The organism is Pseudarthrobacter sp. SORGH_AS 212, assembly GCF_030818145.1.
In the GTDB taxonomy this organism is placed as follows: domain Bacteria; phylum Actinomycetota; class Actinomycetes; order Actinomycetales; family Micrococcaceae; genus Arthrobacter.
Genome location: NZ_JAUTAA010000001.1, coordinates 3,681,451 through 3,696,592 on the forward strand (window position 1 = coordinate 3,681,451; position 15,142 = coordinate 3,696,592).

Here is a 15,142-nt window from a genome sequence, read left to right on the forward strand (position 1 = left end):
CAATCAGGCGTCGCAACTGGAGGTGCAGTGGCAATCTTTACCGACCCCATCAGGGAGCACGCCGATTTCGGCCCGGGTGATGCCGAATGGCTTCACCTGCTGGTGGGGGACTGGCAGATGGTTGCGGACCTGGCCTTCGCCGACCTCGCACTGTGGTTCCCGCATCCGGAATACGGGTACGTGGCGCTGGCGCACGTCCGGCCGTCCACTACGCACACCGTGTTCCACGGGGACTTCGTCGGCGAAGGCATCCGCTCCGACCTTCGGCCCCTGGTGGACAAGGCCTGGAACAGCAGGGCCATCGAGCGCTCCAGCGAGACAAACTGGAGCAGCGACATGGCACTGCGGGTCGAGGCTGTCCCCATGGTACGGAATGGGCGGACCCTGGCCGTTGTCACTACGCACATGGACCTGTCCAGCTCACGGATGCCGTCCCGGCTTGAGCTGACGTACCGTCAGTGCGCCTATGACCTGTTGCGGATGGGAACGCTTGGCCTGTGGCCCGACTTCGCTTCGCCAACGGGGTCGCGCCGCGGCGCGCCGCGGGTGGGGGACGGATTGATCAGGCTCGACGCCGACGGCGTGGTGCAGTACGCCAGCCCCAACGGTGTTTCTGCCTTCCGCCGGCTTGGTGATGGTGAATCGCTGGAGGGCCGTTCCTTGGCGGAGGTAACTGCCAGCCTCCTCAAGGACCGTCGGATGGTCGATGAAACCTTGCCCCTGGTTGTTACCGGCCGGATGCCGTGGCGCAGTGAAATCGAGTCCCGCGGCGTTAGCTTGTCCCTGCGGGCGATTCCCCTTCGTGACGAACAGCAACGGTTCGGTGCCCTGGTGCTGTGCCGCGATGTGTCGGAGCTTAGGCGGCGGGAAATGGAGCTGGTGACCAAGGACGCCACCATCCGGGAAATCCACCACCGGGTGAAAAACAATCTTCAAACCGTGGCTGCCCTGCTGCGGATGCAGTCGCGCCGGATGGTGAGCGAGGAAGCCAAACAAGGCCTGGAGCAGGCGATGCGCCGGGTTGCGACGATCGCGCTGGTCCACGAGACCCTGTCCCAGGGCCTGACCCAGAGCGTCGATTTCGATGAGCTGATTGGTCGGCAGTTCAGGCTGTCCGCCGAGGTCGCCTCACCGTCCCAGCAGGTGAAGACGGAACGTTCGGGCACTTTCGGCGAGCTTCCCAGCGACCTGGCCACCCCCCTTGCACTGGTGATCAACGAACTGGTCACCAACGCTGTGGAACATGGCCTTGAAGGGCGGGCAGGGACGGTGTGGCTTATTGCCGACCGTGCGGAGGGCGAGGATGGCGACGACGAAGAGCTTACCGTGACCATCGCCGACAATGGCGTGGGATTACCGGATACTCCGCACGTCGAGGGTCTTGGCCTTCAGATCGTGCGGACCCTGGTGACCAGCGAGCTTGGCGGAACCATCCAGTGGCTGCCCCGCGAAGGCGGCGGCACAGCGGTCCGCATCCGCCTGAGCCTCTTGGGCCGGTAGCCGGACGGCGCCTGCTGTCCGGCGGCGTCCCCTGGCATTAAATGGAGAGAGCCCCGGCGGCAACCTGATCGGTTGCTGCCGGGGCTCTTTCTATTTGGCGGATATCCTTCCGCTGTATGTCCGGGGGCCTGCCGCTTATGAAGCGCGGCGTGCCCGGGCTGCCCGGCGCTTAAGGGCGCGGCGCTCGTCTTCGCTCATGCCCCCCCAGACGCCGGCGTCCTGGCCGGACTCAAGTGCCCACTGAAGGCAGGTATCGACTACCGGGCACCGGCGGCAGACACTTTTGGCTTCCTCGATCTGCAGGAGGGCCGGCCCCGTGTTCCCGACGGGGAAGAAGAGTTCAGGATCCTTCTCGAGGCACGCTGCGCGGTTACGCCAATCCATGCTGATTAGTTGCTCCATTTCTGGGAATCGCCCTTTGTGAAATTATTCACTAGTAGCTACAAAGGAAAAGGGCCCGGCAGGGCCCCCTTGGTCATCTCCATCAAGCCTGTCATGTTAACGCTGTGTAAACAAGGGGTAATAACGCTTGATATCCCGGGAATGCTGAGCGATACATCACACTGCTGGCGCTGGCCCTCACCAGTCTCCGACTATGTCGGGTATGGTGCCAGTGTGTCAAGACCCCCTTCCATGCCTGCAGAGTCCCCGCCCCCTCCCGGGGGAACCCACCCCGGCCAGGACGGTGCCGTTGCATCAGGGAAGGTGCGGCCTCCCCGCGCCGCTGTCCTTATTGCCGTGGTGGTTGCGGCCGAGGCGACGGCCCTCCTGGCGGCAGCTGCATGGTACGCATTCGAGCTGGTATCGGGGAGCCCCGTCCTGTCGTTCTGGGGTGCGGTGTTTACCCTCGGGCTTTTGCTCGCCTTTTCGGCGTGGTTGTTCGCGGTGGGTCATTTCCTGTACCGCGGGTTCCGGTGGACCCGTGCGGCGGCCCTGGTGGCCCAACTGTTCGTTCTGACGATCGGTTTCCCCACCCTGACCAGCGGCCTGGTCCTTGCTGGATTGGCGATGGTTGTCCCTGCGGTGGCAGCCCTTGTGCTCCTGTTCCACAGCAGCGTTATCGCCTATGCTTCCCGGGCCGGCGGAGTGCCGCCGGCCTTGTAGCCAGTTTTGCTGCCGCCGCTGCCGCCGGCCTCAGCCCCGGGCGGCGCCCAGGCAACCTGGAGGGCGGCGGACCCTCCTCCGGAAATCAGCACTGCCCTGCCCGGCGGAGCAGCGGGCTCCGCCTCGAAGCGGACGCCGAAGAGGTCCCCGTCCGCCATGGAGCGCGGCGCGAGCAGCATTCCGGCGCCGTGAGCCCTGGACGCCATAACAAGGGGGAGGCGTTGCAGCAGCAGGGGATTGTAGTTTGCTGTCAACATGACGGTGTGGCCCCGTGACTGGAGTTCCGCCAGTGCAGTCAGCGCATCGGGAGGCAGGTGGTCGGCATCGTCGGCGATCAGGACCCGGCTCCCCGCCGGAGCCCGGGACGCGGCGTCCAGGCGCAGTGATGTCCAAAACCTGCCCGGCTCTGCGGCATCCGGCGGATGCACCCAGCAGGTTTCCGGGTTGAGGATCCGTAGCGCGCGGAGGCTGTTCGTTTTACCGCCGCCGGGGCGGCCAAGGATGGTGAAAACGCCGCCGGCGGGTACGTGCAGGCGGACCGGGGAGAGCTCGTCCCCACCCACGCCGATCAGAAGTCCGGGCGGGGTGGACCCGGCGGCGGCCACGGATGAGACCGGGTTCGTTGCAGACTCCTGAACGTCCGTCGCTGAGACGAGCGGGGGCAATGACTCAATCCGGAAGGGCAGGGTTCCCTGCTTGGCGTTCAGCTCCCTGCCCGTGTCCTGGTGCCACTGGTCCGCTATGGCGAGGTCATAGACCTGGCAGACCACGGGCTCGCTTCCTGCGAATGGTCCGAAGGCCACCGCCCGCCCTTTCACCTTTTCCGTGGAAGGCATCCTGGGCCAAGCGAGCCTGCTGTCCTCGTTGGAGGCTGCGGGGAAATACAGCCGGTTTTGCAGGGAGCCGCCAAAACGGGCGGTGGCCAGTTCCCGTTCCCCGGATATGGCGACCGATATCCCGGCGCGCTGACCGTCCCGGACCAGGTCCTGTACCACGTCCTCAGCCCACGCAAGCGGTCCGGACCTGAAGGCAGAAACCCAGGATCCCCACCCGGAGATGACCAGCACCAACGGAGTGGCCCAATCATCAGGGCGGTTGAGGCGGTGGCCAAGTTCGCGGGCCAGCCGCTCCAGTACACGGACCGCGCGGCGGAGTTCGTGGAGGCCGGCATGGGCCCCCGTCCTTTGATGGCCGGCGGCATGCTGGAGTCCGCCCGGGGCATCGAGGAAGTAGCAGTGTGACTCACGCGGGTGCGCCAGCAGGCGGCGTACTGCGAGGTCCAAGGCTTCAACGGCGCCGGAGGAGGCAGAGCCAACGAGCCCCAGGTGGCCGTGCCGGGCTGGTTCCCAGGTCAGGGGAAGGACGCATTGGGCATGGGGCAGGTCCATGGCGCCCAGCTCAACAGACCAGTCCGGACGAGACCCGGATGCCTGCTGGCCGTTTGCCTGCACCGGTGGCACCACGGGTTCCCGGAGCTCATGCGGAAGGGGAGGCGCTACGGGGTGCCGGGGAGGTGACCCACCCCGTGCTGCCCAAAGCCTGCGGACCAATTCAACGTATGGCCGTGCGGCCTGCGCCGGGGTTGACGTTTGGCAGCGGGGTGCACCTCCTTCTCCCGCCCTCAGGAAATCAGAAGTGCGCTGAACGTGAAGGGCGTCGTTCCGGGTTTCCGCGACGGAAAGGTTCAGTGTTGCCGCCTGGAATTCCTGGGCAGGTTCCGTTCCACGTGCAAGGAACGCGCGCCCTGGGCAGCCCACTCCGATGCCTGCCGCAGCTTTGGTGCCGATAATGTCATGGGATTCCATGTCGGACTGTACCCGCAGGGCAATGCTCGACGTCACGTTGGCCCTGATATCGGCTGTCAGTGCTCCCTGCGGCCGCTGAGTGGCCATCACCAAATGGATGCCAAGGGAACGTCCGATGGCGGCAATGCGCATCAGCTCCCGCAGGACCTCCGGTGCGTCATCCACGAGCATTCTGAACTCATCGATGACGATGACGAGATGGGGGAGCGCGGGGCCTGCAACATCCGGCGTGGACCGGTAGGACGCCAGATCCGGCACGTTTGCCGCGGCGAGGGCCTCCTCACGGAGCCGGATCTCAGCCCGCAATGAGGCGAGCGTGCGGTCCAGCTCACTGGCGGACAAGTCAGTCAGCAGCCCAACACAGTGCACGAGGTCGGCTAACGGCCCGAGTCCGGAGCCGCCCTTGAAGTCAACGAAGAGGAAGTTCACCAGTTCGGGCGGGTGACTTAGTGCCAGCGCAACAACGAGGGTGCGCAGCAGCTCCGACTTCCCCGAACCGGTGGTACCCGCCACCAGAAGATGTGGCCCGTCGCCGTCAAGGTCCCAGGACCTGACGCCTCCGGCGCTGAGTCCCAGCGGAACTGCCAGCCCCGTGGCCTGTTCCGCCGTCTCCCACCGCGCAGCTGTGGCGGCCGCGGATAAGGGCATGACATCCTCCAGGGCGCACGTATCCGGGACGCAGTCTTCCCGCGCCCTGCCATCCGCTCCGGCTGCAAGGTTCCGGCAAAATGCGTCAAAGACCGTCGCAGGAGCCAAGTCGGGAACGAATCCCGTATCGCCTTCCGGGCAAAGTAAGGAGGATTCCGGCTCGGACAGTTCCACATCAGCGCTACTGGCTGGCTCTCCCGTGGTGATGAACCTGAGGACCTGCCATCCGAGCTGGATGGCAGTAGCGGCAAGGGCGTTGTCCGTTTCCCGGCAGTCTGACGGGCCGGCGATGATGAGGACTTCGTGCGGGTAGCCCCCGGAAGAATTCTCGGACAGATGCCGTCGGCATGACTCCCCGGTTGCTGTCAGGACGACGCGGGGAAGGAACCTTGCAGCGAGGGGAAGGACTTCCGGCCGGCCGTGGATGACCACCCTGGTCTCTGTACCCCGGGGATAACCGGCCAACTGCATGACCAGCGCCCTGATCATGGCGTCCAGCGCCGGGCGTGCTCCTTGAAATACTGTCTCCGGCCGGGACGGATTGAGGAGGATTGGCACCGCACCCGCGGACGGCAGGTCCCGGACTGCGCCGGCGGGCTGGACGCTGATATTCGCGGGCTGTGCGCCCAAGCCGAGTCGAAGCCAGATCCTGCCATCGCCGGCGCCTCTCCCGTGGGATCCAAGGCGCGGCGCACTCAAGGCGAGTGAGGCCAGGGACGGCCCGGCCCGTCGTCGTCGTTCCTTGTCCTCCTGGACAGCCGCAGCGACTGCGGCTGCGTTGTCCCGCCGCTGCCTTCGCCCCGTTAGCAGCGGAATCAGCACCGAGACGGCTGAGGCGCCGGCGAACGCCAGGAACATCCACATTCCCGTAAAGACAGCCAAACCGACCCCGATGACCAAGGGGAGCGTCGCGGTCAGTAAGAGGACTGCGCGATTTCCGTGATCGGTGCCGGCGGTAACGGGAATGGGGTCCGCCACCGAAGCGCCCGCGTCCGCCAGGTGCCCCGGCAGGCGGTCCGTGAAGATCAGGGACATGACCGACGTCCCGCACCGGATGACGGAGGCCGTGGACACGGCCGCATTCCGGACTCTCCGGCCATCCACCCACGTTCCATTGGAGCTGTCCAGGTCTTCGATGAAGATGCCTGTGTCCGTGACGGTCAGCTTCGCATGCTCCCGCGACATTTCGGCGTCAGCAATGGAGATCCGTGCGCCGCTCCTGCCAACTGTGTAGGTGCCCCGGACAAGGGCAACAACGGCGCCGGCTCCCGAGCCGCTGTGGACAGCCAGTGCCAGCCCAGCCTCCGCCTCGGCCGCAATCCGGGACAGCTGCTTCCTGAGCGGCGGCCTGGCATCGCCGGCATCGACGAGTACCGCGCCGGTGACAAGGGGAGCGGTGCCAACGTTGAGCGAGCCCAGGCGGATTCCCCGGACGGTAATCTCCCCCGTGCCGAACTGGCGGGCAAGATGGTGGTGGATTTCCGTCCCTGCGGTTCCGGCGGGAGCCTCAATGGTCAGCTCCAGTGGATCGTCGCCGGAACCAGGGCCGGCTGCTCTTACCAACGTGCAGTGGAGTGTCATGTGGTGGATTCCTTTGAACGTAGTTTCCAAGCTAAGAGACAGGCTCCGTACGGGCAGGCCTGTACATGGGCTATGTGGAAAACGTTCCGTGCCCTCTGGGACGCAGCTGGCTCATGGGCATTTCGCCGGGCCGGTGCGTGCGGCCGATTCGACTGGCGCTGCAGTCACTCGGGTAGGCTAGAGCAGCAGACAATGCTCAACATTGCGCTGCCCGCATTCGAACCAGGAGATTTTGTGACCGCTGACCTCGTCATCGTAGGGTCCGGCTTTTTTGGCCTGACAATCGCAGAACAGGCCGCCACTGAGCTCGGCTTGAAGGTCGTTGTCCTCGACCGTCGCCACCACATCGGCGGAAACGCCTACAGCGAAAAGGAAGAGCAGACAGGCATCGAGGTGCACCGCTATGGTGCCCACCTGTTCCACACTTCAAACGAACGCGTGTGGGAGTACGTCAACCGGTTCACCAGCTTTACCAACTACGTGCACAAGGTTTACGGGGTCCACAAGGGTGAGGTTTACTCCCTCCCCATCAACCTCGCCACCATCAACCAGTTCTTCCGGGCAAACCTCACTCCGGGCCAGGCCAAGGACCTGATCCAGGAGCAGGCCGGAGAACTTGCAGGCACCGACCCGCAGAACCTCAACGACAAGGGAATCCAGCTGATCGGGCGCCCCCTGTACGAAGCCTTCATCAAGCACTACACGGGCAAGCAGTGGCAGACGGACCCGAAGGACCTTCCCGCCGGGATCATCTCGCGGCTCCCGGTTCGCTACAACTACGACAACCGGTACTTCAACGACAAGTACGAGGGCCTGCCCACCAACGGTTATACGGCCTGGATCGAAAAGATGGCGGAGCACCCGAACATCGAGGTCCGCCTGAACACGGACTTCTTTGATGAGTCGCACGAATACAGCAAGAACAAGGTCGTCGGCAATATTCCGGTCGTGTACACGGGGCCCGTTGACCGCTACTTCGATTACGCTGAGGGAGACCTGTCCTGGCGCACGATTGATTTCGAAGAGGAAGTGCTCGATGTCGGCGACTTCCAGGGTACGTCCGTGGTCAACTACAACGACGAAGACGTGGCCTACACCCGCGTTATCGAGCCCCGTCACTTCCACCCCGAGCGGGAGTACCAGACGGAAAAAACCGTCATCATGCGCGAGTTCTCGCGCTTTGCCGAGAAGGGCGACGAGCCCTACTACCCGATCAACACTTCGGCAGACCGTGACCGGCTGCTCAAGTACCGCGATCTCGCGGCCGGCGAAAAGGACGTCCTGTTCGGTGGCCGCCTGGGCACCTACAAGTACCTTGACATGCACATGGCCATCGGTTCTGCCCTGACCATGTTCGACAACAAAATCCGTCCTCACTTCGAGGCGGGAGCCGACATCGAAAGCGGAGGAGTCGACGCATGAGCGTCCCCACCGATACCAAGAACCAGGACAAGGCCGAGGGCGGCGCCGTGGAATCCGGCCAGCAGTGGCAGACGCTGCAGCGCGTGATCCTCCCCAGCGCCAGCCAGATGGACACTGTTCCCCTCTACATGGACATGGGCACTGCCACAGGGATCCAGTTGCCTACAGCCGGCGACCGGGACGGGAAAACCCCCAAAGCCCGAACCATCAGCAGCCCCACCAAGGAAGCGCACGTGGAGGATTTCCTCTCACGGCACTCGACTTCCGTACGGTCGGGCGAACGGGTGTCCTTCGGCAGCTACTTCAATGCCTTTCCTGCCAGCTACTGGCGGCGCTGGACCACTGTGGACAAGGTCCGGCTGCAGGTCCGCACGCAGGGCGCTGGTTCTGTCATCGTGTACAAGTCGAACGCCCGCGGATCCCTGCAGCGCGTAGACACGCGCCGCGTTGAGGGTACTGCCGAGAACTTCTTCGAACTGTCGCTGGCACCTTTCGGTGACGGCGGTTGGTATTGGTTCGACCTGTTGGCAGGAACTGAGCCACTGGTGATGCTCGATGCGGAATGGCAGGGCCCCGCCGTTGAGAGCAGCCCCGGCTCCGTAACGCTCCAGATCACCACCCTGAACAAGACCGACTTCTGCCTCAACAACCTCCGGCTCCTGGCCGAAAGCAAAGAGGCCCTCGACCACGTACAGGAAATCCTGATTGTGGACCAGGGGACCCAGAAGCTCGCCGATGCGGACGGGTTTGACGACATCAAAATGATGCTCAACGGCAAGTTGCGCATCATTAACCAGTCCAACCTCGGCGGGTCGGGCGGATTCGCCCGCGGCATGTTCGAAGCCGTCGAAAACGGCAGCGACTACGCACTGCTGATGGATGACGACGTCGTCGTGGAGCCGGAAAGCATCATCCGGCTGCTGACCTTCGCTGATCGCTGCAAGACGCCCACGCTGGTGGGCGGACACATGTTCGACCTCTATAACCGGACCGTGCTGCACACCTTCGGAGAGGTGGTCAACCCCTACCGGTTCCAGCCGTCGCTGCCCAGCGACGAAATGATCCTGGGTCACGACTTCCAGTCCTCCAACCTTCGTCAGACTTCCTGGCTGCACCGCCGCTGCGACGTTGACTACAACGGGTGGTGGATGTGCCTGATTCCCACGGAGGTAATCCGGGAAATTGGACTCTCCCTTCCGTTGTTCATCAAATGGGACGACTCGGAGTATGGGCTGCGTGCGAAGGCCCACGGTTACTCCACGGTCTCTCTTCCGGGATCGGCCGTGTGGCACGTTTCCTGGATTGACAAGGACGACCTCGTCGGTTGGCAGGCGTACTTCCACGCCCGGAACCGTGTGGTGGCCGCGCTGCTTCACAGTCCTTACGAGTTCGGCGGGCGCGTGATTAAAGAATCGCAGTATGCCGATGTCAAACACCTTGTTTCCATGCAGTACGCCACGGCGCAGGGCCGCCAGTGGGCGCTCGAAGATGTCCTGAAGGGCCCCGAAGCCCTGCCTGACCTTCTGCCGGCCAAGCTGCCCCAGATCCGCGAAATGATGTCCGCGCACCCCGACGCCGTCTTCAAACCGAATCCTGAGGACTTCCCGGCGGCGAAGATGGACAAGCCGCCGCGCCGGGGACACGGGCCGGCCCAGCCGTCCAAGATTTCCCTGCTTCCCTGGGCAGCGAAAACCGTCGTCCGCCAGCTGGCGAGCCCGGTGAAGGAAACCAGCACCGAACGTCCGCAAACGACCATTGCCCACCAGGACAACCGGTGGTGGCGCATGGCGCAGTATGACAGTGCAGTAGTCTCGAACGCCGAGGGGACCGGTGCGTCCTGGTACAAGCGGGACCCCAAGCAACTGAGGAAGATGCTGGCAGAGAGTGCGCGACTGCACTCCGCGCTGCTCAAGGAATGGCCCGCGCTCAGCCGGAAGTACAAGGCAGCTGTAGCGGACCTGACGTCGATGGAGTCGTGGAGGAAGACGTTCGAGCAACATACGCAGAACGAAATCAAGTGAGTGCATCGTCACCGGCCGAACTGACAAGTCCAGGGCTTGGGGGTGGACTGCGGGACATCCGGCAGTCCGGATTCCTCCTCAAGCTGTTGGTCCGCAAGGAACTCAAGGTCCGCTACCGCGGGTCCGTTCTCGGACTCCTGTGGTCCTACGTAAAACCCGGCGTTCAGTTCGTCGTCTTCTATGTTGCCCTTGGTGTATTCCTGGGGCTGGAGCGCAGCGCCAGGAACCCTGAAGGTCTTCCGAACTATGCGGTCTACCTTTTCTCGGGGATCGTCCTGATCAACTTCTTCTCCGAGGCGCTGGGAAATGCGTCCCGTTCAATTGTGAACAACGGGAACCTGATCAAGAAGATTTACCTGCCACGTGAGCTTTTCCCGGTTGCCTCTGTGTGGGTCTCCGCGGTTCACTTTTTCCCGCAGCTGGTAGTCCTGGTGGCTGGGTGCCTGCTGGCAGGATGGCATCCGAGCGTGTTCCAGCTGCTGGCAGCTGTCGCAGGTTTCGTGATCGTGGGCCTGCTGGCCACCGGCCTTGGCCTGCTTTTCGGATCTGCCAATGTGTACTTCCGGGATTCGGAGAATCTCGTGGACATGCTCCTGATGGTTGCTACCTGGGCTTCGCCGGTGATGTATGCCTGGTCGATGGTGGAAGCAAAACTCGGTTCAACGTGGTTTGCCATTTACCAGGCGAACCCCATCACCATTGGTGTGGAACTGTTCCATTACGCGTTCTGGTTCCCCACGACAGATGGCACCACCGCTATGCCACCAAATCTCTTCACCCTGTGGACACCCCTGGGCCTGGTCATCGCCCTGGCCATTGTTATTTTGGGTCAGTTCACCTTCCGGCGGCTCGAGGGCCGCTTCGCTCAGGAGCTGTGAGTGGTCAACGCAATTGAAGTTTCAGACATCAGCAAGCAGTTCGTCCTCCGGCACACACGCTCCATCAAGGAAAGCAGTTGTTTGGTTGGTCAAGGGCCGTAAAGGCGACCTGTCCGAGAAGTTCCATGCGCTGAAGAACGTCTCTGTCGATGTCAAAACGGGGGAAACCGTGGCGCTGCTGGGCCTTAATGGTTCCGGCAAATCGACATTGCTGAAGCACATCTCCGGAGTGATGCTGCCGGATTCGGGAACCGTGAGGACCAGGGGGCGGGTGGCGGGCCTCATTGAAGTGGGCGCCGGCTTCCACCCCGACCTGTCCGGCCGGGACAACGTCTTCCTCAATGGCGCCATCCTGGGAATGACCGAGCAGCAGGTCAAGGACCGATTCGACGATATTGTCGAATTTTCCGAGATCGGGCAGTTCATTGATACCGAGGTCAAGTTCTACTCGTCAGGAATGTATTTAAGGCTCGCATTTTCCGTTGCCGTCCATACTGATCCCGAGGTGTTCCTCATAGATGAGATTCTGGCCGTGGGCGACGAGCCTTTCCAGCGGAAGTGCATCGACAAGATCCAGGAACTCGCCCGCGACGGAAAGACGCTGGTCGTGGTGAGTCACGACCTGGATCTGGTCTCCCGCATTTGCGACCGGGGAATCCTCCTGGAGCACGGTAACGTGAAATTCGATGGACCAATCCACGAGGCAGTTTCGATTCTGCGCGCCTGACAGTTAGCGGCGCGAGGACGTTCGCTTCGGGGCGGATGATGGTCCCTTATCGTCAAAGTCTGTGGCACGGAGTGCCGCTCTGGCCGCTGTGCCACTGAATTTTCGGAGGATTCTTGTCCTGGTTTGATACAGTCCCACAGTTTGTCCTGGCAGCGGCTTTGCTGTTCATTCCGGGACTCGCCGTGGGTGCGGCAGCCAGGCTGAGGGGATTCCGTATCTTCGCCCTGGCGCCGGGAATCAGCGTGTCGGTAGTGGCCGTTGCTGCGATCGTGGCTCCGTTCGCGGGGATCCGGTGGTCACTGCTGCCAGTCCTTGCTATCACTGCCATTTTGGCCGGAATGGCTTTTGCGGCGTCGGCTGTGGTGGCGAAGAAGGGCGCGATGGTTCAGCCGCACGACGGCGGCAATCCGCGTTGGGTCCTGGGTTCCATCGTGTTGGCGGTTGCCATGGCAGCCTTTTTGGTTTCGCGCCGGCTTGTGGAAGCCATCGGACACCCGGAGTCATTTTCACAGACATTTGACAATGTCTTTCATCTCAACGCGATCCGGTACATCCTCGATACCGGCTCCGGCTCATCCCTGACGCTCAATGAGATGACCGGTGCGGCCTCGTACCCCGCAGCATGGCACGACCTTGTTTCGTTGCTGGCCAGCCTTGGCGGCGGCGGTATACCGGTCTCGGTCAATGTGATCAACATTGTCGTCGCCGCCGTTGTCTGGCCCCTTGGCTGCCTGTATCTCGCTCGCTCCGTCTGGGGCGACCGGCCCGCGGTGGTCCTGTCCGCCGGTGTCCTGTCTGCCGGTTTTGGCGCCTTTCCCATTTCATTGCTCGATTTTGGGGTGCTGTACCCGAATTTCCTTGCCGTTGCCCTCCTGCCCCTCGTGCTGGCTATCTCGCTTGAAGTACTCGGATTGTCCGCGGTGCCGGTCCATTCCAGGATCATCGGAGCACTCGTCCTCCTCGCAGTACTCCCGGGCGTCGCCCTCGCCCACCCCAGCGCCGCCATGGCCTGGATTGCCCTGATGACTCCGCCTGCGGTCTTCGTCTACGTGCGCTTTCTGGTGCGAACATGGACCACGTCGCGTGGGCGGACCCGCTGGACAGCCACGGCGGCCCTGATGGCGTTGGGCGTGATCGCCGTCGTCGTTGCACGCATTCTCTGGGACCTCGTCCGGCCACCGGCGGAGGCGGCCTTTTGGCCACCTGTTGAGAGTAGCGGCCAGGCCATCGGAGAAGTCATCGCCAGCTCCGCGATTGGCCGCCCCGTAGCATGGGCCATCATGGCACTGACCCTCGTTGGCATCTTCGTGGTGGTCAGGTCCGGCCGGCAGCTGTGGTGGTTGGGAACCTATGCTGTAGCGGGGTTCCTCTTTGTTGTGGTCAGTTCTTTCCCCGCCGACGACTTCCGGACCTACTGGACGGGGATCTGGTACAACGATCCTCCCCGGCTTGCCGCGCTCTTGCCGTTGGTCACGATTCCCCTTGCCACCCGTGGCGCCGTTTGCGCTTGGGAACTACTGCTTCGGGGAGCCACTCGCAGCGCGGGCATTGTGCAGCGGAAGACTGCAGCGGAACGGGGAAGACCCTTCGAAAAGGGCGCCGGAGTACCGCAGGCAACCTACGTTGTGGTTGCCGGCCTGATTGCAGTTCTGGCACTGGGTGTGCTCACACAGCGTGGAAGCGTGCGCCAGGCGCAGGACTCAATGGCCGGTTCTTACAGGCTTTCTGCTGACTCACCCCTGATCTCGAGTGATGAGCTGGAGTTGATTGACCGCCTTTCGGAGGAAGTGCCGGAGGACGCCGTGATGGTGGGGAATCCCTGGAACGGCAGTTCCCTGGCTTATGCCCTGGCGGACCGAAAGCTCATCCAGCTGCACATCCTTAGCGCCGTTCCTGACGGGACGGGAGCGCTCCTTAACGGGCCTACCCCGTCCAAAGACGATCCTGCGGTTTGCCCTGCGGTCGAACAACTGAACATCGACTACATTTTGGACTTCGGCCACCGTGAAGTGCACGGCCGGGACAGCGGTTACAAGGGGCTGGACAGCCTCATTGCCGCGGGCATGGCCACTCTTGAAGATTCGGAAGGCGACGCAAAGCTATACAAGTTGCAGCTTTGCGGGAACTGAACGCAGGACCGGCCCGCCCGTCTCCACGTGCCGTGGCGTTGACGGAAACTGGTGCTTTATTCACGCCTTCTTCAGCAGGCGTAGCCCTGGGACCAGCAGGCCCAGGAAGAGAATCGCCTCGCTGAGGGCCATTGCCAGCGCGATGCCATCCACCCAGCCGCGGGTCGCCGCGAGAAACATGAGGGTAATGCCGATCACGGCCGAGATCAGCGTCCAGACAAGGATGAGACGCTGGCGGCCCTGTGGGAGCAGGAGGTTGCGGATGAACGGAGTGCTGGCGGAGATGAAAAGGAATGACAGGCCGTAGAGAGCGCATGTCGCTTGGCCTGCCTTGTTGACGGATCCAAGGATGATCTCCGTAGCCAGGGGTCCCAGGATTGCCAGGAAGGCAGCTCCCGCGAGACCCAGTGCAAGGTGGGACACGATGGCGGCGGCGTGGCGCTTCTTCGGGCTGGCTTCCTGCGGCTCCAAAGTCCAGCCTTGGAAAGTATTGCCCAAAGCCATCACAGAGAAGAGACCGAAGCGGTAGACCGTGTCCGCGGAACTGAATCCAGCCATAAGGGTGTTGGGCACAAAGGCCTGGCCTATTGGGACAGGAGTTGCTGCGTAGGTTGTGCCGGACAAGCTGATAGCGGCCGGTCCGAAGTGTTGGCGCAGGTAGCGCCAAGTTCCGCCCCAGGCAGTGAAGGTCTTACCCCGCTCCGGGACTACGATGCGGTGGAATAGGACCAGGCTTACGCCAACAGTCGCGAGCAGAATGACTCCGTACAGCCAAATATGAGTCGTCAGCAAGATCACGGGAACGGCAAGAATTGTGGCCGCAACCCGCGGAAGCGCGTCGAACGTTGCCAGAAGGGCGGGCTTTCCTGCGCCAATGCAATACCAGGCCGGCGATAGTCCAGTTACAGCTGTCGTCAGGGACATTGCTGCGCCATCCAGCCGATGGCCAGGGGCTGCCAACTGCCAGGCCAGAATAAAGACGAAGGGGAAAACCAGCGCAGAAAGGACCAGCCTGGTTCTCAGGCTTTGCCGGTAGACCTCGGCACGGTGCTGCGGAGAAGGGTTTTGGGCTATCTCGACGGGGCCGAGGGTATTCCAACTCCAAGCTATGACCGCACCGCCGAAGGCACCGATAGCCTGCCCGGACGCGACGGTGGACCAGCCGCCCTCCCCGGCGACGCGTGCCACGATGGGAACAAGAAGGAACGGGGTCAGTATCGACACCAGGGGTAACCCCGTAAAGCCGGCCAATCTTAACAACACAGCTTTCATGCTTTAAGTGCTTCCTTCTGTTGGTGGTGCCGGATGGCCGTGGCGGCTGCTTCGT

The 15,142-nt window shown here is 62.9% G+C and carries 9 protein-coding genes and 1 pseudogene; 7 read left to right on the forward strand and 3 right to left on the reverse strand.

Translation table 11 applies throughout. The annotated features are described in order from the left end of the window. Nucleotides 1-27: 27 nt before the first annotated feature. On the forward strand, nucleotides 28-1,500 hold the full coding sequence (locus tag QE394_RS16875; protein WP_261619191.1) for a PAS domain-containing sensor histidine kinase: 1,473 nt from the start codon (nucleotides 28-30) through the stop codon (nucleotides 1,498-1,500). A 135-nt stretch (nucleotides 1,501-1,635) separates the two neighbouring features. Here QE394_RS16875 and QE394_RS16880 read toward each other — a convergent pair whose 3' ends face one another. Next, nucleotides 1,636-1,884, reverse strand: a complete 249-nt coding sequence (locus tag QE394_RS16880) for a WhiB family transcriptional regulator (RefSeq protein ID WP_015937605.1) — start codon at nucleotides 1,882-1,884, stop codon at nucleotides 1,636-1,638. Nucleotides 1,885-2,205: 321 nt separating this feature from the next. Between QE394_RS16880 and QE394_RS16885 the strand changes: the two genes are divergently transcribed. Beyond that, nucleotides 2,206-2,604: a hypothetical protein gene (locus QE394_RS16885; RefSeq protein WP_261619230.1), complete on the forward strand. Its 399-nt coding sequence runs from the start codon at nucleotides 2,206-2,208 to the stop codon at nucleotides 2,602-2,604. Here the strand turns inward: QE394_RS16885 and QE394_RS16890 are convergent. Next, nucleotides 2,565-6,638: an FtsK/SpoIIIE domain-containing protein gene (locus QE394_RS16890; RefSeq protein ID WP_349035109.1), complete on the reverse strand. Its 4,074-nt coding sequence runs from the start codon at nucleotides 6,636-6,638 to the stop codon at nucleotides 2,565-2,567. The genes QE394_RS16885 and QE394_RS16890 overlap by 40 nt on opposite strands. 234 nt (nucleotides 6,639-6,872) lie before the next feature. Between QE394_RS16890 and glf the strand changes: the two genes are divergently transcribed. From glf to QE394_RS16915, 5 genes and pseudogenes are all read left to right on the forward strand, one after another. Beyond that, complete coding sequence (gene glf, locus QE394_RS16895) at nucleotides 6,873-8,060, forward strand: UDP-galactopyranose mutase (protein WP_043794670.1); 1,188 nt, start codon at nucleotides 6,873-6,875, stop codon at nucleotides 8,058-8,060. Further along, nucleotides 8,057-10,081 (forward strand): glycosyltransferase, encoded by a 2,025-nt coding sequence (locus QE394_RS16900; protein ID WP_349035110.1) that lies wholly within the window; start codon nucleotides 8,057-8,059, stop codon nucleotides 10,079-10,081. Before glf ends, QE394_RS16900 begins: the two co-directional genes overlap by 4 nt. After that, nucleotides 10,078-10,959: an ABC transporter permease gene (locus QE394_RS16905; protein ID WP_056085018.1), complete on the forward strand. Its 882-nt coding sequence runs from the start codon at nucleotides 10,078-10,080 to the stop codon at nucleotides 10,957-10,959. The genes QE394_RS16900 and QE394_RS16905 overlap by 4 nt, the downstream gene beginning before the upstream one ends. Then, a pseudogene (locus QE394_RS16910) lies at nucleotides 10,960-11,686 on the forward strand (ABC transporter ATP-binding protein). It abuts the gene before it with no gap. 113 nt (nucleotides 11,687-11,799) lie between these two features. After that, entirely contained in the window at nucleotides 11,800-13,815 is a 2,016-nt protein-coding gene (locus QE394_RS16915) for a DUF6541 family protein (RefSeq protein ID WP_349035111.1), read from the forward strand. 60 nt (nucleotides 13,816-13,875) lie between these two features. Here QE394_RS16915 and QE394_RS16920 read toward each other — a convergent pair whose 3' ends face one another. Then, a complete protein-coding gene (locus QE394_RS16920; RefSeq protein WP_056085023.1) occupies nucleotides 13,876-15,087 on the reverse strand; it encodes a hypothetical protein in 1,212 nt (403 codons plus the stop codon). Between the last annotated feature and the right edge of the window lie 55 nt (nucleotides 15,088-15,142).

What these genes read in the sequence shown, in the direction of transcription:
- QE394_RS16920 (WP_056085023.1), bottom strand. Translation starts at nt 15,087, where the DNA reads ATGAAAGCTGTGTTGTTAAGATTGGCCGGCTTTACGGGGTTACCCCTG.
- QE394_RS16890 (WP_349035109.1), bottom strand. Translation starts at nt 6,638, where the DNA reads ATGACACTCCACTGCACGTTGGTAAGAGCAGCCGGCCCTGGTTCCGGC.
- QE394_RS16900 (WP_349035110.1), top strand. Translation starts at nt 8,057, where the DNA reads ATGAGCGTCCCCACCGATACCAAGAACCAGGACAAGGCCGAGGGCGGC.
- QE394_RS16880 (WP_015937605.1), bottom strand. Translation starts at nt 1,884, where the DNA reads ATGGATTGGCGTAACCGCGCAGCGTGCCTCGAGAAGGATCCTGAACTC.